At 70.9% G+C, this 18687-nt stretch carries 17 protein-coding genes and 1 pseudogene; 14 read left to right on the forward strand and 4 right to left on the reverse strand.

Annotated features, from left to right (window positions below):
- Positions 1-41: 41 nt before the first annotated feature.
- The 4 genes and pseudogenes from OG500_RS20650 to OG500_RS20665 all read left to right on the forward strand — a co-directional run.
- Positions 42-770, forward strand: coding sequence for a WXG100 family type VII secretion target (locus OG500_RS20650; protein ID WP_327068146.1), 729 nt, complete (start codon positions 42-44; stop codon positions 768-770).
- On the forward strand, positions 767-4561 hold the full coding sequence (locus OG500_RS20655; RefSeq protein ID WP_329582352.1) for a DUF6531 domain-containing protein: 3795 nt from the start codon (positions 767-769) through the stop codon (positions 4559-4561). The genes OG500_RS20650 and OG500_RS20655 overlap by 4 nt, the downstream gene beginning before the upstream one ends.
- A gap of 30 nt (positions 4562-4591) precedes the next feature.
- The gene (locus tag OG500_RS20660; RefSeq protein ID WP_329582355.1) at positions 4592-5071 is read left to right on the forward strand and encodes a hypothetical protein; all 480 of its coding nucleotides are present in this window, start codon (positions 4592-4594) and stop codon (positions 5069-5071) included.
- 53 nt (positions 5072-5124) lie between these two features.
- Positions 5125-5367, forward strand: a pseudogene (locus OG500_RS20665) (LLM class flavin-dependent oxidoreductase); the annotation flags it as partial.
- A 39-nt stretch (positions 5368-5406) separates the two neighbouring features.
- Here OG500_RS20665 and OG500_RS20670 read toward each other — a convergent pair.
- Together OG500_RS20670 and OG500_RS20675 are read right to left on the reverse strand one after the other, a co-directional pair.
- Positions 5407-5871, reverse strand: a complete 465-nt coding sequence (locus tag OG500_RS20670) for a HEPN domain-containing protein (protein WP_327068150.1) — start codon at positions 5869-5871, stop codon at positions 5407-5409.
- Entirely contained in the window at positions 5868-6467 is a 600-nt protein-coding gene (locus OG500_RS20675) for a MarR family transcriptional regulator (protein WP_329582361.1), read from the reverse strand. The genes OG500_RS20670 and OG500_RS20675 overlap by 4 nt, the downstream gene beginning before the upstream one ends.
- Before the next feature lie 832 nt (positions 6468-7299).
- On the opposite strand from OG500_RS20675, the gene OG500_RS20680 reads away from it, so the two are divergent.
- From OG500_RS20680 to OG500_RS20725, 10 genes are all read left to right on the forward strand, one after another.
- Positions 7300-7893 (forward strand): hypothetical protein, encoded by a 594-nt coding sequence (locus OG500_RS20680; protein ID WP_329582363.1) that lies wholly within the window; start codon positions 7300-7302, stop codon positions 7891-7893.
- Between the two features lie 122 nt (positions 7894-8015).
- Positions 8016-8903, forward strand: coding sequence for an LLM class flavin-dependent oxidoreductase (locus OG500_RS20685; protein WP_329582367.1), 888 nt, complete (start codon positions 8016-8018; stop codon positions 8901-8903).
- A gap of 230 nt (positions 8904-9133) precedes the next feature.
- Complete coding sequence (locus OG500_RS20690) at positions 9134-9910, forward strand: hypothetical protein (protein WP_329582369.1); 777 nt, start codon at positions 9134-9136, stop codon at positions 9908-9910.
- Positions 9903-10790 (forward strand): hypothetical protein, encoded by an 888-nt coding sequence (locus OG500_RS20695; protein ID WP_329582371.1) that lies wholly within the window; start codon positions 9903-9905, stop codon positions 10788-10790. Before OG500_RS20690 ends, OG500_RS20695 begins: the two co-directional genes overlap by 8 nt.
- Positions 10787-11653: a hypothetical protein gene (locus OG500_RS20700; protein WP_329582374.1), complete on the forward strand. Its 867-nt coding sequence runs from the start codon at positions 10787-10789 to the stop codon at positions 11651-11653. The genes OG500_RS20695 and OG500_RS20700 overlap by 4 nt, the downstream gene beginning before the upstream one ends.
- The gene (locus tag OG500_RS20705) at positions 11650-12762 is read left to right on the forward strand and encodes a hypothetical protein (protein WP_329582377.1); all 1113 of its coding nucleotides are present in this window, start codon (positions 11650-11652) and stop codon (positions 12760-12762) included. Before OG500_RS20700 ends, OG500_RS20705 begins: the two co-directional genes overlap by 4 nt.
- 128 nt (positions 12763-12890) lie before the next feature.
- Positions 12891-13874, forward strand: a complete 984-nt coding sequence (locus tag OG500_RS20710; protein ID WP_329582380.1) for an ABC transporter ATP-binding protein — start codon at positions 12891-12893, stop codon at positions 13872-13874.
- Positions 13871-14779, forward strand: coding sequence for an ABC transporter permease (locus OG500_RS20715; protein ID WP_329582383.1), 909 nt, complete (start codon positions 13871-13873; stop codon positions 14777-14779). The genes OG500_RS20710 and OG500_RS20715 overlap by 4 nt, the downstream gene beginning before the upstream one ends.
- 9 nt (positions 14780-14788) lie before the next feature.
- On the forward strand, positions 14789-15709 hold the full coding sequence (locus OG500_RS20720) for an ABC transporter ATP-binding protein (protein ID WP_327068161.1): 921 nt from the start codon (positions 14789-14791) through the stop codon (positions 15707-15709).
- An 88-nt stretch (positions 15710-15797) separates the two neighbouring features.
- On the forward strand, positions 15798-16514 hold the full coding sequence (locus OG500_RS20725) for an ABC transporter permease (RefSeq protein WP_327068162.1): 717 nt from the start codon (positions 15798-15800) through the stop codon (positions 16512-16514).
- Between the two features lie 75 nt (positions 16515-16589).
- Here the strand turns inward: OG500_RS20725 and OG500_RS20730 are convergent, their stop codons facing one another.
- Entirely contained in the window at positions 16590-17843 is a 1254-nt protein-coding gene (locus OG500_RS20730; protein WP_329582386.1) for a CynX/NimT family MFS transporter, read from the reverse strand.
- Positions 17844-17923: 80 nt separating this feature from the next.
- Positions 17924-18664, reverse strand: coding sequence for a FadR/GntR family transcriptional regulator (locus OG500_RS20735; protein ID WP_329582389.1), 741 nt, complete (start codon positions 18662-18664; stop codon positions 17924-17926).
- Positions 18665-18687 lie beyond the last annotated feature (23 nt).

Consider the following 18687-nt stretch of genomic DNA (forward strand, 5'->3'; position numbering starts at 1 on the left):
GACTAACGTCTGTTTCGCGCATGTGACTTGACGGGGGAAGCATGGCGATCGAACTACCGGGCGAAGTCGTCTCGATGCTCCAGTTCATCGGGGTGAACTGGCCGAACGTGAACGAGGACAAGGTCCGCGACATGGCCTCCCACATCCGGGAGTTCGCGGACGGCGTGGACGGTACGCACCAGAAGGCGACGGCCACCGTCCACCAGCTGGCGGCCAGCTACCAGGGCGCCTCCTACGAGACGCTGGTGGCGAGCTGGGCGAAGCTGTCGTCCACCCACATGACCGACCTGGTCGACGCCTGCCACACGGTGGCCACCGCGCTGGACGCGGCGGCCGACACGATCGTGGCGATGAAGTGGCAGGCGATCGGCGAACTCGGCGGGCTGGCCGTGACGTTCGCCGCCGACCAGGCGGCCTCGGTGATGACGCTGGGCCTGGCGGAGGCCGGCATGGCGCTGATCGTCGAAGGCGCCGAGCGCATCACCGACTACCTGGAGCAGCAGCTCGAGCAGTACATCATCGGCGAGGTGATCGAGGCCGCGATCGGCCCGCTGGTGGACATCGTGGCCAAGGCGGTCAGCGGTCTCGCCTTCGAAGCGGTCGAGGGCGTCCTGGGCGTCCCGGGCAGCGCCGGGCCCGGCGGCAGCGGCTTCATGATCGACCCGAAGGCCCTGGAGGACCACGCCGACACGGTGACCTCGCACGCCCAGGAGGTCGAGGGCCACGCCCAACTGCTGAAGGGCCGGCTGACGGGGGTGGACTTCACATGAGCAACCGCATCGTGCAGGCGCTGGAGGACGGCGCCAGGCGGCTGGGCAAGACGCTGGCGGAGGACGCCGGCAAGACGGTCAAGGACCTCTACCACTCGGCCGGCACCAAGCTGAAGACCGTGGCCAAGCGCACCGCTGAGGCGGACGCCGAGCACGAGTCGGCGTTGAAGAAGATCATGGGGGACGCCGAGCACGACGAGCCGCACCTGCCGGGCGGGAGCGGGGACCGGTCCAAGCCGGGAGACGAGGGCGCCGGTCGCCGCCAGGCGGCCGACCCCCGCGAGGCCGGCCGCACGGAGGACGCGGTCTGCCCGGGCGGTGAGCCCGTCGACATGGCCACCGGGCGGATGTTCATCGACCAGGTGGACGCCTCGCTGCCCGGCTCGCTCCCGCTGCTCTTCACCCGCACCTTCGAGTCCGGCTACCGGGCCGGGCGCTGGATGGGCCGCCGCTGGGTCTGCACCTTCGACGAGCGCCTGGAGATCGACGCCGAGGGCGTGGTCCACCTCGGCGCCGACCGCCGCACCCAGGCCTACCCCCACCCCGGACCGGGCGATCCCGTCCGGGCGAGCGCGGGCGAGCGCCGCGACCTGGCCCTGGCCCCCGGCGGCTACACCCTCACCGACCGCGCCACCGGCCTGGTCCGCGAGTTCACCCTCGAGCCCGGCGGCACCGAGGCCCTGCTCACCCGGGTCCGCGACCGCTCCGGCCGCCACTACGACCTCGCCTACGACGAGCACGGCACCCCGCACTCCATCACCCACTCCGGCGGCTACCGCCTGCTGGTCACCGTCGACAACGACCGCATCACCGCCCTGCGCCTGGCCGGTGCCGGCCCGGACGGCCACGACGCCCTCCTGCTGCGCTACGGCTACACCGACGGCCACCTGACCAGCGTCTACAACTCCTCCGGCAGGCCCATGCGCTTCGCCAACGACGCCGGCGGCCGCATCCTGTCCTGGACCGACCGCAACGACTCCCAGTACTGCTACGTCTACGACCACCTCGACCGCGTCATCGACGAGGGCGGCGCCGACGGCTCCCTCAAGTTCCGCTTCACCTACGGCGACCCGGACCCGGTCACCGGCCTGCGGACCCACACCGAGACCAACGCCCTGGGCCACACCACCACGTACACCGTCAACGAACACGCCCAGATCACCGCCGTCACCGATCCGCTGGGCCACACCACCCACGACGAACGCGACGAGTACGACCGCCTCCTCGCCCGGACCGACCCCTTGGGCCGCACCACCCGCTACGCGTACGACGGCGCGGGGGACCTGATCACGGTCACCCGCCCGGACGGCGAACGGACCACGGCGCGCTACGCGGACTGCGGCGCGCTGCCGACCGAGGTCGTCGAACCCGGTGGGGCGACCTGGCAGCAGAGCTACGACGAGTCCGGGCGACGGATCGCGCTCGTCGATCCGCTCGGCGCCACGACGGCCTACGGCTACGACGAGCACGGGCACCTGAGTACCGTCACCGATGCCCTCGGCGGGGTTACCAGGGTCGTCTGTGACGCGGCCGGCCTCCTGGTGCGGATCACCGATCCGAGCGGCGCCACGAACGGCTACCAGCGCGACGCGTTCGGCCGGATCGTGGCGCACACCGATCCGCTCGGTGCGGTCACCCGGCTGTCCTGGACGATCGAGGGCTACCCGGCCTCGCGCACGACACCGGACGGCGCCTGCGAGACCTGGACGTACGACGGTGAGGGCAACCTGCTCGCCCATGTCGACCAACTCGGCCAGGTCACCGGCTACGAGTACGGCCACTTCGAGACCCTGGCCGCCCGGACCGACCCGGACGGCGCCCGCTACGCGTTCGAGCACGACGCCCACATGCAGCTGACGGGTGTCACCAACGCGCTCGGCCTGCGGTGGACCTACAGCTACGACGCGGCCGGGCGCCTGGTCGGCGAACGGGACTTCAACGGACGGACGGTCCGGTACGGGCTCGATGCCGCCGGGCAGCTCGGCACGCTGGTCAATCCGCTGGGACAGCAGCTGCGGTACGAGCGCGACCGGCTCGGCCGTACCGTCTCGCTGGACGCCGCCGGACGGACCACGCGGTACAGCTACGACCCCGGTGGCCACCTGATCGGGGCAACGGGCCCCGGCGTCGAGCTCGTTCGCACCGTGGACGCCGTCGGCAACGTGCGGACGGAGACCGTCAACGGGCGAACCCTGGTCAGTGACCGCGACCCGCTGGGCCGGGTGGTCCGAAGAACCACACCGGCGGGCCACGTCAGCACGTGGAGCTACGACGCGGCCGGGCGGCCGACGGCCCTCACGACCCCCGGCGGGTCCTTCGACTTCGCCCACGACCGGGCCGGCCGGGAGACCCGGCGGGTCATCGGCGGCCGTCTCACCCTGACCAGCAGCTGGGACAGCCGCAACCGGCTGATCGGCCGGGTGCTGGGCACCCCGGACACCGTGCTGGGACGCCACGACTACGTCTACCGTGCGGACGACGGCCTGATCGGCCTCGACGATCTGCTCGGTGGGCCGCGGGAGTTCGTCCTCGACGCGGTGGGCCGGGTCACCGCGGTGCGGGCGGCCGGCTGGACCGAGAACTACTCCTACGATCCGGCCGGCAACCTCACCGCCGCCGACTGGCCCGCCTCCTCGGCCGGCCGGGCGGCGCTCGGAGCCCGCTCCTACGCCGGGACCCGGCTCGTCTCGGCCGGGCGGGTCGGCTACGCGTACGACGCGGCCCGCCGCATGACGCTCCGGCAGGTCGCGCGGCAGTCGCGCGAGCCGGACACCTGGCGCTACACCTGGGACGCGCAGGACCGCCTCACCGGCGTCACGACACCGGACGGCGCCTGCTGGCAGTACCTCTACGACCCGCTCGGGCGGCGCATCGCCAAGCAGCGCCTGGACGGTTCGGCCGTGGTGGAACGCACGGAGTTCACCTGGGACGGCTCCACCCTCGCCGAGCAGACCACGCACGCGCCCTACCTGCCCGGTCCGCACACGCTGAGCTGGGACCACGACGGGCTCCACCCGCTGGCGCAGACGGAGACGATCGCGGCCCCGGGCAGATCGGAGCGCCGGTTCTTCGCGATCGTGACCGACCTGGTCGGCACGCCGGTCGAACTGGTCGACACGGCGACCGACTCCGTGGCGTGGCGCGCCACCGCCACGCTGTGGGGAGCCACCTCCTGGCCCGCCGGCAGCGCCACCTACACCCCGCTGCGCTTTCCCGGCCAGTACTTCGACCCCGAGACGCGGCTCCACTACAACCACCACCGCTACTACGACCCGGAGACCGCGCGCTACGTCAGCCCTGACCCGCTGGGGCTGGCGCCGGCCCAGAACTACGAGGCCTACGTCCACAACCCGCACACGTGGACCGACCACCTCGGGCTCTCGCCGCACCGCGGCTCCAGCCGTTCCCGGGCCCCCGAGACGCCCAAGGCGGCCGATCCGGTCACCATCCGGCACTTCACCAGTGAGGACAGCTACAAGAAGATCATGAGCGGCGGGTCGAAGGAGAGCATCCTGCTCAAGGCCTCCTCGCCGGACAAGGGGCATCCGCGCGGCGTCTACGTGACACCCATGAGTCCTGCGGAGATCCTCGCGAAAAAAGGCGGCTTCAAGTCGTTCCTGGGCATCACCAACGAGAAATCGCAATACCTCATCGAATTCCAGGTGCCGGCCGACCAGTTTCCCGGAAGGATTCGCGGCGGGCGTTCCCACGTCTGGTTCAGCCCGGATGACATACGGATCCCCAAGGGGTCGATCACCTATCATGGACCGACGTCGGGCTGGTCGGGCTAGCGTCGGCGCACCGTCTCTTGGAGGGGTTCGATGGAGATCACGGGATTCGGGACAGATTTCCTGATCGATTTCTCGTTCGGCGAGCGGGTCGTCCGGTTCATCGAGGCGCAGCGCGAGCGGTGGCCCTCGCTGTACTTCGGCGGAGTGCCGGTTGCCGAGTCCTTCGGTGCCGAATGGCAGCTGGAGATCGATCCCGACGCCAAGTACTCGGAGATCCTGACATTTTCCAGCGGCGCCGAGATGGAAGAGTTCTGGGAAGACTCCGGCTATTCCCTGGACGTCAACGGCGAGGGTCCTTTCTCGATCTTCTATCAATTCCACCGCTCGCGGATCGGTGCCCGACTGCAGGGCATCGAGGCAGCGGACCACGAGGTGGCGACCGCGGCCGACGGGGTCGAACTGCTGATGTCCGAGTTCTTCCTCGTGTCGCTGGTGACCCCGGCGGACCCGGCCGAGGACGAGTTCTCGCGCAGTGTCCTGGCGGACTTCCGGCGCGTGTTCGAGGGCTGACCCACGAGCGGTGGACGGGGCCCCGGGTGCGGCTGGGGACTAGGGTCGACAGCATGCGCTTGAGTACCGTGATCCTCCCCATCCACCGCTGGTCAGCGGGTCAGAAGATCTGGCAGCAGGCCGAGGACCTCGGCTTCCATGCCGCGTACACCTACGACCACCTCTCCTGGCGCTCGTTCCGCGACGAGCCGTGGTTCGGGTCGATCCCGACCCTCACGGCTGCTGCCGCCGCCACCGAGCGGATCCGCCTCGGCACCCTGGTCACCTCGGTCAAGCCTCGTTCACCTATCGCAGTCTGACCTGGTCCGATCGCCCCGGGCGGTCACCGAAGTACGTCAGAACGGGCTCATTTCATCCAGGACGCGCTGCGCAAGCTCGATGATCGCCTTGACCTTCGGGACATCGTTGGTCACGTCTTGGGTTTCGATCCCGGGTGCGTCCAGATCCGCGTACTCCGCCTGATTCCGGCGTCGGCGCATGCGGTCGAAGGGCCTGAGGGTCGCCCCGAGAGGTGGATCGAGCTGCGCGCTGACGGCTTCCAGGACCGCGATGTGACCCCCTCGGCTGGTCGGTCGCAGCCCCTGGTTCTCCAGCACTGCGACCAGCGCCTTGCGGGCTGCGTCGTACAGAAGCTGGTAGGCGCCGATGGCATCGAATGACACGACCGCCTCTGCTGCCTTGAGGTGGTTCGACGCTTGAGCCAGCAGGTTGTCGGCCTGCTCCCGGCTCGCGGGTACTCGCTCCAGCTCCTTGCGGGTCAACATGCCTTCGACTGCGGCGCGGCCCTGCTGCCACTTCATCCCTTGTGCTTCCTTTCGAACGCTTCGAGCTGAACCGTCGGCCGGCTTCTGATGCCCGTGAGGAACGGGTCCGTGCCCGGCTCGTGCCAGCGGGCCGATGAGACCCGGTGAACGTTGACTTCTCGGTCGAGTAGGCGCTCCGCTTTGCGTGCAGCCTCGTACAGCTCGTCCTCGTCGGGGCTACCCACCACGAGCACATCGACGTCGTTGGGCACCCCACCGTGCTCTCCTGAGTAGCGGGCTGCCCAGGAGCCGTAGATGCGGGCTTCCTCCACGCCGGCAATCGGCAGCAGCAGGTCGCCGAGCACGGCGATCGGACCGTAGGTGAGGGCGAACAACTCGGTCAGTGGGCCTGCCAGCCGCCCAATGGCGTTGGCCCGCAGGAGTCGGAGGTTTCCGTGCCGTCGCTCTGTGACCAGTTCTGCCTCGACCAGCCGGTCCGCCTCGCGGCTCGCGGTTGCAGTCGAGACGCCGAAGCGCGCGGCGATGTCGGCCAGCGAGGTCTCTTCCTGCGGATGCAGGTACAACCAGGCCAGCATCTCTCCCTGGAACGGCGTTCGTAGGAGCGGCAGCAGCGCCGGCGGAGGAGATTGCATAAGTTGAAGAGTAGCTTGCGCCTTATGCAACTGTTCATTGGAAGCCGCCATGTCACCCCTACGAGCGACCGAGCGCCCGAGCGCCCAGACGTACGCGGCACGCGCCGGGCCCTGCTGAACCTCGGGCCCACTCGCAGCGAACTCACTGGCGCTCGCCGATCACGGAGACGCTCGGGCGGGGCTTGCTCTCGCAGAACCAGGGCTTGCGCCGGTGCAGCAGGCCCTGGTGCCGCTTGCAGCCCGCGAGGGCAGGGCCGCAAAGAGCTTCCCCGGCATCCCGTGGAGCGCGCAGCAAAGGCCATCCCGTCGTCCTCGTCGTAGATGACCTCGACGGCGGCCGGCCAGAGGCTCTCCAGGACTGGGGCCGTGGCTGCTGAGACTGTTCGCGCCGCCGTCCATACAGTCGATCCTCATGGCGCACAGAGTCGGATCCGAAGGAAGATCGATCAGAAATCAAATAAATTCTGTCGCAGTTTGCCTACTATCAAGCAATCGCTAGCCGCAATCGGGAGCTGAGGCTAAAATTACCGACGGAAATTTCTGTATCCCTTTTGTAGAGGAGTAATTTTTGTCGACCGTAAAGCTCCCGCCGCTCCCCGACGGCCCGTCCTACATGATCATTACGCCACATATGGCAGACCTCTGGCTCACCCACTGCAATCCGGAGCACAATCGCGTTCTCTCGGACACGGTCTACGAACGCTATGCACGATCCATGGCAAGGGGGGAGTGGAGGACAACTCATCAAGGAATCGCATTCGATACCACGGGCAAGCTGCTCGACGGGCAGCATTGACTGAAGGCGATCAAGCTCTCGAATGTCTCGGTTGAGATGCTCGTGATTCCAAACTGTCTCGTCGAGACGTTTGACGTTCTCGATGCAGGACATAGGCGCCAAGCAGCTCAGCTTCTGAAGATCCCGCATCGCGTGATCGTGGCGGCTGCGGCCCGAATTATCGGCCAGCTCTACAAGATGTGGGATCCGGTGACTCTATTTGACGGCTTCTATGACACCAAGGCGACAACTTCCGATATCCTGAGGGCGGTGGCCGCCTGGCCAGAGCTGGTCAACCTGGCCCCCCTAGCCGCCGCCTCCTACAGGGCGGCAGGAATCAACCAGCCCACCCATCTGGTGGTTCTGGCCCAGGCTGCGCGCACGGAGTACGCCGATAGGATTGAGGACTGGGCCAACGGATTGGTATCTGGTGCCAACATGGATCAGAAGGATCCACGCCTTGTTCTGCGGAATCGATTTTTTCGCGACCGAGTACTCCTTGGGACCAGCGCCGGACGCAAGAGCTCCTATAACCTGATCGCTAAATCATGGAATAGCTGGGCCCAGGGCAAACTCCTGGGGACACTCAAAGCTCTGGATGGCGAAGGAGTGATCCCAGTCATCGGGACAGAAAAATTTAGGCCACTGTAACCGGAGGTTATCTCTCGGATTGGCGGAATAAATTTCGTCTCTCCATCGTTCGCCGAATGGTGAGCTGCTACGTCATGCCGTGGTTTGGGTTCCATGACCGTCGGGGGCATAGGGTCGGCGGTATGCGACTGAGCACCGTGATCCTCCCCATCCACCGCTGGTCAGCGGGTCAGAAGATCTGGCAGCAGGCCGAGGACCTCGGCTTCCATGCCGCGTACACCTACGACCACCTCTCCTGGCGCTCGTTCCGCGACGAGCCGTGGTTCGGGTCGATCCCGACCCTCACGGCTGCTGCCGCCGCCACCGAGCGGATCCGCCTCGGCACCCTGGTCACCTCGCCCAACTTCCGCCACCCGGTCACGCTGGCCAAGGAGCTGCTGACCGTCGACGACATCTCGGACGGCCGGCTGACGGTCGGGATCGGGGCCGGCGGGTCGGGGTTCGACGCGACGGCGATGGGCCAGGAGGCCTGGTCGGGCAAGGAGCGGGCGGACCGGTTCGGCGAGTTCCTGCCGCTGCTGGACGAACTGCTCACCCAGGACGCCACCACCAGCGAGGGCCGGTACTACTCGGCCGTCGAGGCGCGCAACATCCCCGGCTGCGTGCAGCAGCCCCGGGTGCCGTTCTACGTCGCGGCGACGGGGCCGCGCGGGCTGCGGCTGGCGGCGGAGTACGGGCAGGGCTGGGTGACCTACGGCGACCCGCGCGGGCCCGGCGACGTGCCGGTGGAGCAGGCGCCCGCGGTGATCGAGGGGCAGCTGGCCAAGCTGCGGGCCGCCTGCGAGGCGCGCGGGCGGGACGTGGCCGAGCTGGAGAAGGTGCTGCTGCAGGGGTCGACCGCGGAGCGGCCGCTCGAGTCGCTGGACGCGTTCGTGGACTGGGCGGGGCGGTACCAGGAGATCGGAATCACCGAGCTGGTGGTCCACTGGCCGGTGCCGGACTCGATCTTCGCGAGCGACCTCGCCGTCTTCGAGCGGATCGCCACCGAGGCGATGGCCCAGCTCGGCTGAGCGAACCATTGCGGTTCGATCACGACGTGTCTGATTGGTGAAGCCATGGGGTGAAAGGCGTGGATTGTCGCGTTGAGGCCGTCCACGCCGGTCTCTCATAATTTCCTCCTGCCTGATGGTGCTTCACTCCTGGGGGGAGTCCCTTGTCCGCGCCCGAAAACGCCGTTGACCACGAGTCAGCAGAGACACCGACCGTGGTCCAGCACGCGTCAGCAGGGCAGCCGGAGCCAGTGCCCGAGGTCCCCGCCGCGGCTCGCCGGCGCTCCCGGGCGGCGGCCGTCACGCTGGCCACCGTCGGCCTGCTCGTGGTGACCGCGGCCAGCGCCACCGTCACCGTGGCGATCGGCAGGCCCGACCACGGGCACGCCCGGTCGGTGGCGGCCGGCGCGAACTCCTCGCCGAGCCCGGCGCCGGGCGGGGACCTGGGCCCGAGCGACAGCCCCTCCCCGGTGCCGCTGCCCACCATCACCCTCGCCCCCGCGCCCAGCAGCACCTTGCACGGCACGGTCAACGGCTCGACGCACGGTGGCGATCTGCGCTACTTCCTGCTGCCGATCCCCGACGGCGGCGAGTCCTACGGCTCGCCGGACGGCGTCGCGCTCGACCTGGACGACCTGGCCAAGGACTACGCGCAGTCCGACCAGATCAAGCCGGTCCTAAACTCCTACGGCTACCAGGAGGCGGTCTACCGCGAGTACCGCACCGCCGACGGGAGGGCGGAGGTGTCGGCCCGGCTGATGCGCTTCTCCTCCGCCGACAACGCCAAGGCATGGCTCCAGGGCGCGAGTTACGGTGACGGGCCGCCGACCTCCGTGGACGGCGACAGCGAGGCCAAGGGCTTCGTCTTCAAGCCGGAGCAGCAGGCCTACACCGGTGGCCTGGTCGGCGTCAGCCGGGTCGGCGACGTCGAGTACGAGGTGAAGGTCTCGGTGAAGGGCGACCCGGACAAGGCGCTGCTCGCCGATGTGATGAAGCGTCAGCACGATCGGCTGGTCGCCGGTGGCTGAGCCCGGGGACCTCAGCGGTCCGCCCCCGACCCCCGTTCCCACCGCGCTGGAGCCCGCCCTGAGCACCCCCGCCGCCGTACCTGACGCGCAGCCCGACGACGCGCTGCCCGACGACGCGTTGCCCGACGACGCGTTGCCTGACGACGCGCAGCCCGACGCCACGCGCCCCGACGAGGAGCCGGCCGCCCGGCGTCCGCGGACCGCGCTGCTGCTGGTCGGTGCCCTGCTGCTCGGACCGCTGCTGGGCGCCGGCATCGGCTATGCGGTCCAGCAGCACCGCCCGCCGACGCCGCTGCCCGCCCTGCTGCCGGCGGCGGCCCCCGCCTATCCGGCGGCCCACCTCGACGCCCAGGACTCGGCGGCGATCGCTCCCCGGCCGCTGGCCATCGACGGCGATCTCCGCCCGCTGCTGCTGCCCAGGCCGGACGGGGCCCAGGACTGGGACGACTTCGGCCTCGCGGACTCCGGGGACTGGGAGAGCATCAGCCAGATCGCCATGGAGACCGGCCACTCGGCCGACAACTTCACGCAGCTGGCCACCAACGGGTTCCGCCGGGCGGCGGTCACCTCCTGGCAGAAGGACGGCGTGAAGTACCGGGTCCAGCTGGTCCAGTACTTCTCCGACAACTCCTACTCGGCGCTCGCGGCCATGAGTTCGATGCGCTTCACCGGCACGCCGTTCGGCGGCGGCATGGCGGGTGCCTACGCGGCGCCCGCGACGCAGGAGACCTACGCCGACACCACCGAGTCCTTCTACCACGGCCGGGCGCTGACCCGCCGGGGCGACGTGGTGGTGGACGTGGAGGCCTTCGGCACCGCCCAGGTGAGCGCGGACGTGGTCAGGGACCTGGCCAAGCAGCAGTGGGAGCGACTGGCGTGAGCGACCTCGACAACCCCGGGCCGTCCCCGGAGGCCCTGGCCACCCCGGCCGCTGAAGCCTCCCCGGCTGCCCCGGCTGCCCCGGTCGCCCCGGCCACCGAAGCCCCGCACCCCCGCCCGCGCGCCCGCCGCGTGCTGCGCGTGACGGCCGCCGTGGCCGCTGCCGTGCTGCTCGGCGCGGGCATCGGGGTCGCCGTCATCAAGGCCGGGTACGGCGACGCGCCCGCCCCGGTCGCCGCGTCGGCTCCGAGCGGCCGGCCGGCGGCCCCCGCCCCGAGCGCGTCGCCGAACTCCTACGGCGCCTGGTCGAACGGCGCGCACTTCGGCTCGCTGCGCGATCTGCTGCTGCCCCTGCCGGCCGGCTACCAACTGGGCCCGGACGAAGGCGATTACGGCAACGACACCGACCTGACGCCGGACCAGCTCAACTCCTACCTGGACGAGCGGGTCAAGGACCTGCCCAAGGACAAGCGCGACCAGGTGAAGGCCGCCCTGCGCGCCGAGGGCCGCAAGGGCGCGGGCGTGCGCAGCTACCGTGCCGCGGACGGGAAGACGGTCGCCACGCTCTGGCTCGACCAGTTCAACCAGCACTCGGTGGAGGCGGAGAGCGCCGTCATCGGCGCGCTCTCGGACTCCGGGCTGTTCCGCCAGGGGCCGGCCGTCCCCGGCTACCCGGACGCGCACTGCTTCCTGCCGCCGCTCGATCCGGGCGCGCCGCTGGACGAACTGGACTGCACCGCCGGCGTGGGCGACCTGCTGGTGAGCATGCACGTCGAAGGAGTCGCGCCGCTGCCGAAGAGCGAGGCCGTGTCCATCTTCCGTCAGCAGCTGGAGCGGCTGGCCATTCCGGGAGCATCCGCATGACCGACCAGAGCACGTCCGAACCCGCTGAGCCCGCCGCGCCCACCAAGCCGGCGGAGCCGCTGACGCCCGCCACGTTGGTGGAGCCCACCGCGCCCACCGCGCCCGCCGAGCCCGCCGCCCCCGCCCCGCAGTTCGCCGTCGACCCGCTCGCCACCGCCGAAGCCCCGCGCCCGCGCCGCCGCCCCCGCCGGGCCGCGGTGCTGCGCTGGAGCGCGGCCACGCTGCTCCTGGCAGCCGGTGCCACCGGGACGGCCTTCGCGGTCATGGCGCCGCCGCGCACCGACCTCCCCGGGCTCGCCACCCGCAGCGACGGCCGCTACACCTTCGCCCCGCTGTCGCTGCCGCGGCTGCCGGCCGGCCTGCCCTCCCCGGCCGACCCGCGGGCGCACCAGCGGCACTACGCGGACCTGAGCCAACTCCTGCTGCCGGCACCGAAGGAGGCCGTCTCGGTGGCGGGCTCGGGGCCGACCCGCAACAGCCCCGCCCCGAGCCAGAGCCCGACCTCCGGCCCGAGCCCCAGCAGCACGTCCAGCCCCTCCGGCGCCGCCGACGTCGCGGACATCTCGTCGGCCCCGAGCCCGAGCGTGCCCGTCACGACCGCATCCCCCACCACGACCGCATCCCCCACCGCGACCCCGTCCGCCGGCGCGACCCTCACCGCGACCGCCCCCGCCACCACCTCCTGCGCCGACTACGCCAAGCTGCACGACGACGCCGCCGAGCTGCCGACGCTGCTCACCACCGACGCGTGCCGCACCGCCGCCACCCGGGTGTGGACCACCAAGGACGGCACCCGCACCGAGATCTGGCTGCTCAGGTTCGGCTCGTCGACCGAGGGCGACGACTTCTACGAGGGACTGAACGACAACGGCAGCCCGAAGGCGGTCCCGCACGCGGTGTCCGGGCCGGACCTGCCGGTCAGCGGCAACATCGTCTCCAACGACTGCGTCCGGACCACGCCGCGGCAGGGTTCGCAGGCGCCGACCGGTGAGATCGCCTACCTGAACGCGGGCGACGTCGTGGTCACCGTGCTGATGACCGACCCGCACGGCGTGCCCGAGCAGGCCTTCCGCCAAGTGGCCGGCCTCCAGGCGAAGCTGCTCGAATAGCGGAACTGACGGTGCCTCAGCAACCGGCGACCCCTAGGGGTCGTCCGCACCCCGGTCATCCCGCAGCACGAGGGACCTCCGTCCTCCAGCCAGCTCCCAGGACGCACCCCACAGGCTAAGTTCGATGCGTGTCCACCTCGACCCCAGTCATCAGAACGGACGCCCTCACCAAGCGGTTCCCCGCCGTCACCGCGCTCGATCAGCTCACCGTAGAGGTGCAGCCGGGCGTCGTGGGGCTTGTGGGGTCCAACGGGGCGGGCAAGTCCACCCTCATCAAGATCCTGCTCGGGCTCGCCCCGGCCACCTCGGGCAGCGGCGAAGTGCTCGGCCTCAACGTCGCCACCGAAGGGTCGGCGATCCGCGAGCGGGTCGGCTACATGCCGGAGCACGACTGCCTGCCGCCGGACGTCTCCGCCACCGAGTTCGTCGTCCACATGGCCCGGATGTCCGGGCTGCCGGCCACCGCCGCCCGCGAGCGCACGGCCGACGTGCTGCGCCACGTCGGGCTGTACGAGGAGCGCTACCGGCCGATCGGCGGCTACTCCACCGGCATGAAGCAGCGGGTGAAGCTGGCCCAGGCCCTGGTCCACGACCCGCGGCTGGTGCTGCTGGACGAGCCGACCAACGGCCTCGACCCGGCCGGCCGGGACGAGATGCTCGCGCTGATCCGCCGCGTGCACAGCGACTTCGGCATCTCGGTGCTGGTCACCACCCACCTGCTCGGTGAGCTGGAGCGCACCTGCGACCACCTGGTGGTGATCGACGGCGGCAGGCTGCTGCGCTCCTCCTCCACGGCCTCCTTCACCGAGGCGACCCAACTGCTCGCGGTGGAGGTGACGGACAACGCCGAGGGCACCGCGGACGCGGACGTCAGGCAGCGGCTGACCGCCGCCGGGCTGACCGTCACCGCCGACTCCGCGCACATCCTGCTGGTCGAGATCGCGGGCGACGACACCTACGACCTGATCCGCGACACGGTCGCCGACCTCGGCCTCGGCCTGGTCCGCCTGGAGCAGCGCCGCCACCGCGTCTCCGAGATCTTCACCGAGGCGCAGTCCGGGGCGGCCCCCGACTCCGACACCCTCACCGAGCCGGCCGGGGAGCGCCGATGACCACGCAGTCCGACCTCCCGGTCCCGCCGGCCCGGGCCGGCGCCACCGACGGCGTCATCCACAACATCGGCTACCGCGGCTACCAGGGCCCCCGGCTCGGCCGCAGCTACGCCACCCGCTCGCTCTTCGTGCAGGGGCTGCGCGGTGCCTTCGGGCTGGGCCGGTCGGCCAAGTCCAAGGTGCTGCCGATGCTGATGCTGGCGGCGGCCACGCTGCCGGCCGCCATGGTGGTGGTCCTGGCGCTGGTGCGCAAGAGCGACCAGCTGAGCACCGACTACCCGCAGTACCTCAGCAACATCGGCCTGCTCTTCTTCGAGATCTTCGTGGCGGCCCAGGCACCGGTGCTGCTCTCGCGCGACCTGCGCCACCTGACCGTCCCGCTGTACTTCTCCCGCCCGATCACCCGCGGCGACTACGTGCGGGCCAAGTGCGCGGCGATGGTGGCCGCGACGCTCGTCATCATGGTGCTGCCGCTGCTGGTGCTCTACGTGGGCGCGCTGCTCGGCGGGATGGACTTCACGCGCAACACCGTGCACTTCGGCATCGGCCTGCTGGCCGCGGTGCTCTACTCGCTGGTCTTCTCCGCGATCGGCCTGGTGATCGCGGCGACCACGCCCCGCCGCGGCTTCGGCGTGGCGGCGATCATGGGCGTGCTGCTCGTCTCCGAGGCGGTGGCCTCCGTACTCGCCAGCCTGCACGGCGACCCGACGTCCGGCTCCAGCGCGTGGGCCTACGTGCTCGGGCCCAGCTCGCTGGTGGAGCGCTTCGTCAACCGGGTCTTCAGCCTGGCCCCGGACCTCCCGACCACGCCCGGTGCGGCCGGTGCGGTGGTCTTCGGCCTGGAGATCGTCGTCCTCGTGGCCGGCGCCTATGCGCTGCTGCTGCGCCGCTACCGGAAGGTCTGAGGGGTCGTCATGGCTGTCATCACCATCGACAAGGTCTCCCGCTGGTTCGGCAACGTGGTCGCCGTCAACGACATCTCGATGTCGATCGGCCCGGGGGTGACCGGCCTGCTCGGGCCCAACGGGGCCGGCAAGTCCACGCTGATCCACATGATGAGCGGCTTCCTCGCCCCCTCGGCGGGTGCCGTCACGCTGGACGGCGCGCCGATCTGGCGCAACCAGGAGGTCTACCGGGCGATCGGCCTGGTGCCGGAACGGGAGTCGATGTACGACTACCTGACCGGTTGGGAGTTCGTGCTCGCCAACGCCGAACTGCACGGCCTCTCCGACCCCGGCGCCGCCGCCCGCAGGGCGCTGGCCCTGGTGGAGATGGAGCACGCGCAGGAGCGTCGCACCGGGACGTACTCCAAGGGCATGAAGCAGCGGGTCAAGATGGCCTCGGCGCTGGTCCACGACCCCGCGGTGCTGCTGCTGGACGAGCCGTTCAACGGCATGGACCCGCGCCAGCGGCTCCAGCTGATGGAGCTGCTGAGGCGGTTCGGCGCCGACGGGCGCACGGTGCTCTTCTCCTCGCACATCCTGGAGGAGGTCGAGCAACTGGCCCGGCACATCGAGGTGGTGGTGGCCGGACGGCACGCCGCCTCGGGCGACTTCCGCAAGATCCGCCGGCTGATGACGGACCGTCCGCACCGCTACCTGGTGCGCTCCAGCGACGACCGGCGCCTCGCGGCGGCCCTGATCGCCGACGGCTCCACGGCCGGGATCGAACTGGACTGGCAGGAGCGGGCGCTGCGCATCCAGGCGATCAACTTCCAGGGCTTCACCACCCTGTTGCCCAAGGTGGCCAAGGAGGCCGGGATCCGGCTGTTCACCGTCTCCCCGGCGGACGAGTCCCTGGAGAGCGTCTTCTCCTACCTGGTCGGTGCCCGTTGAGCCACTGTTCGCTGCTCCGCTGTTCCCTGCGCCACGGGCCCCGGCCCCACCGGGCCCTGCCCAGCTCCGCCGTAGAAAGGCTGACACCGTGAACCTGACCGTGGCGCGGCTGACCGTACGCGGTCTGCTCGGCAGGCGGCGGGGCATCCTGCTGCTGGTGGTCCCGGCGCTGCTGTTGCTGCTGTCCGTGGTGGCGGGCAACTCCGGCACCGACAAGCACGACATCGCCGTCAACGTGGTGGGCAAGCTGGGTCTGGGCACGCTCGTCCCGCTGCTCGGCCTGGTGGTCGGCACCGGCGTGATCGCCACCGAGATCGACGACGGCTCGATCGTCTACCTGCTCTCCAAGCCGCTGCCGCGGTGGCGGATCATCACCACCAAGCTGGCCGTCGCCGTCGTCACCACCTGGCTCTTCACCGCGATCCCGGTCCTCGTCGCGGGGCTGGTCATCAACGGCACGACCGACGGCCTGGCGGTCGGCTACGCGGTGGGCACGCTGGTGGCGGGCGCCGCCTACAGCGCGCTCTTCCTGCTGCTCGGCGTGGTCACCCGCAACGCGGTGGTGGTGGGCCTGGCCTACGCGCTGATCTGGGAGAGCCTGATCGGCAACTTCGTCGACGGCGCCAAGACCCTGAGCATCCAGCAGTGGGGCCTGTCGATCGCCAAGAGCGTCGCCGCCCCGGACGCGATCACCGCCTCGGTCGGCCTCGGCGCGGCCGTCCCGCTGCTGCTCGTCGTCATCGTCGGTGCCACCGCCTTCGCCGCGGTCCGGCTGGCCGGCCTGACCTTCAACTCGGGCGAATAGCAGCGCCGCCGACCGAGCACGCACCAGGGGTGGGACCGCGATCACCGCGGCCCCACCCCTGGTGCGTGCTCTCCGCTACAGCGTGCGGTCGCGTCCCGCGCCCCAGCCCGCGACGGAGGCGGCCGCCGCGAGCACCAGCAGCACCACCAGCACCGCCGTCCAGCTGCCGGTCAGCTGGTGCAGCGCGCCGCCGCCCACCGGGCCGATCGCGGCGATCAGGTAACCGACCGCCTGCGACATCCCGCCCAGCTGCGCGGCCCCGGCGGCACTGCGGGTGCGCAGCACGATGAACGCCAGCGCCAGGCCGAGCGAGCCGCCCTGCGCGAGGCCCAGCACCGCCGCCGAGATCCAGGCCCCCGAGACCGGGGCGATCAGCAGCCCGGCCACGCCCAGCGCGTTCAGCCCGGCCATCGCCACCGCGAGCCAGCGCTGGCTGCGCAGCCGGCCCGCCAGCAGCGGCACCAGGAACGCGCCGGCCACCTGCACCAGGTTGCTGAAGGCGAAGACCAGGCCGGCCTGGTCGCGGCTCATCCCGTGGTCGGCCAGGATCGTGGGCATCCAGGCGACCAGCGTGTAGACCATCAGCGAGGAGATGCCCATGAACAGGCTGATCTGCCAGGCCAGCGGCAGCCGCCAGATCCCTGCGATCGGCTTCTCGGCCACCGGCTGCGGCTGGGCGGCGGACGCGGGGGAGAGCTGCGCCGCCCGCTCCTGACGGGCCCGCAGCACCTGCGGCAGCCAGGCCACCGCCGCGATCAGCGCCAGCAGCGACCAGGCCCCGAGCGAGGCCCGCCAGCCGCCGCCCAGCGCGTGCTCCAGCGGCACCGAGCTGCCGGCCGCCAGCGTGGCGCCGACCAGCATGGTGGTCGAGTACACCCCGGTCATCGTCGCCGCCCGCTCCGGGAACTCGCGCTTGACCAGGCCGGGCATCGAGACGTTGAGCACCGCGATGGCCACCCCGATCACCACGCAGCCCGCGAAGAGCGCGACCACCGAGGGCAGCACCCGCAGCAGCACCCCCGCACCCAGCAGCAGCACCGCCCCGAGCACCACCCGCTCGGTGCCGAAGCGCCGGGTCAGCCGCGGCGTCAGCGGCGCGCCCACGCCCTGGAAGAGCACCGGCACGGTGGTGATCAGCCCGCTCACGGTGGCCGACAGGCCGAAGGTGTGCTGGATCTCGCCCACCATCGGCGAGAGCGCGGCCAGACAGGCCCGCATGTTCAGCGCGACCAGCACGATCCCGGTCAGCAGCAGCGCCGGGTGGGCGAGCCTGGTACGGACACGGACGGCCGAGGTGGGCAGCGGCTGCTGAACCCGGGTGACGGACATGGTGGTGCCATTTCTAGGGATGAGGGAGTGGCAGGGGGAAGCCGGGCGCGCGCTGTGGTGGCGCGGCGGGGTGCTTCCGACTACTTGCGCGCCGCGAACTCCGCGAGCAGCTGCTCGACGGCCGCGATGGGCTCCAGGAGCAACGCGCGACAGGCGGCCTCGGCGCGGTCGGGGTCGCCGCTGGCGATCGCGTCGACCAGCACCGCGTGGGTGGCCACGACCACCTCGGGCATCTCGTGGTCGCCGAACGCGGTGCGCATCGCCTCACGGACCGAGGCACCGAAGTAGCGGTAGACCTCGGTCAGCGCGGGATTGTGGGCGGCCTCGACGACCGCGGTGTGGAACTCCAGGTCGTGCTCGACGGTGGCCTCGCGGCCGACCCGCTCGGTGTGTGCGGCGATCACCTCGGCCTCCCGGGCGAGCGCGGCCCGCATCCGGTCCAGGTCCTCGGGGGTGTGCCGCACGGCGGCCAGCCGGGCCGCCTCGGCCTCCAGCGCCGCCCGGACCTCCAGCACGTCGCGCACGCCGGAGCGCTGCACGCCGCGCAGCACGGCGGCGGGGTCGCTGGTGCTGCGCACGAAGGTGCCCTCGCCCTGGCGGGTGGCCAGCATCCCCGCGTGCACCAGCACCCGGATCGCCTCCCGCACGGTGTTGCGGCCGACCTGCAGCCGCTCGGCGAGCTCGTGCTCGGTGGGGATCCGCTCGCCCACGGCCCAGACGCCGGCCGCGAGCTGCTCCCGGAGCTGCTCGATCGCGACGTCCACCAGGGAGCGCCGACCGGCGGCCCGCAGGCTGCCGCCGTTGCCGTTCTCGCTGCTCACCTGCCACCTCCGATCACCCGTCG

The organism is Kitasatospora sp. NBC_01250, from assembly GCF_036226465.1.
Lineage (GTDB): Bacteria > Actinomycetota > Actinomycetes > Streptomycetales > Streptomycetaceae > Kitasatospora.

Bases quoted from the DNA above. Each gene is read 5' to 3' on its own strand.
- OG500_RS20730 (WP_329582386.1), bottom strand. From the start codon at position 17,843: ATGTCCGTCACCCGGGTTCAGCAGCCGCTGCCCACCTCGGCCGTCCGT.
- OG500_RS20675 (WP_329582361.1), bottom strand. From the start codon at position 6,467: ATGCAATCTCCTCCGCCGGCGCTGCTGCCGCTCCTACGAACGCCGTTC.
- OG500_RS20655 (WP_329582352.1), top strand. From the start codon at position 767: ATGAGCAACCGCATCGTGCAGGCGCTGGAGGACGGCGCCAGGCGGCTG.
- OG500_RS20705 (WP_329582377.1), top strand. From the start codon at position 11,650: ATGACCGACCAGAGCACGTCCGAACCCGCTGAGCCCGCCGCGCCCACC.
- OG500_RS20685 (WP_329582367.1), top strand. From the start codon at position 8,016: ATGCGACTGAGCACCGTGATCCTCCCCATCCACCGCTGGTCAGCGGGT.
- OG500_RS20650 (WP_327068146.1), top strand. From the start codon at position 42: ATGGCGATCGAACTACCGGGCGAAGTCGTCTCGATGCTCCAGTTCATC.
- OG500_RS20670 (WP_327068150.1), bottom strand. From the start codon at position 5,871: ATGAAGTGGCAGCAGGGCCGCGCCGCAGTCGAAGGCATGTTGACCCGC.
- OG500_RS20660 (WP_329582355.1), top strand. From the start codon at position 4,592: ATGGAGATCACGGGATTCGGGACAGATTTCCTGATCGATTTCTCGTTC.
- OG500_RS20680 (WP_329582363.1), top strand. From the start codon at position 7,300: ATGCTCGTGATTCCAAACTGTCTCGTCGAGACGTTTGACGTTCTCGAT.
- OG500_RS20715 (WP_329582383.1), top strand. From the start codon at position 13,871: ATGACCACGCAGTCCGACCTCCCGGTCCCGCCGGCCCGGGCCGGCGCC.
- OG500_RS20720 (WP_327068161.1), top strand. From the start codon at position 14,789: ATGGCTGTCATCACCATCGACAAGGTCTCCCGCTGGTTCGGCAACGTG.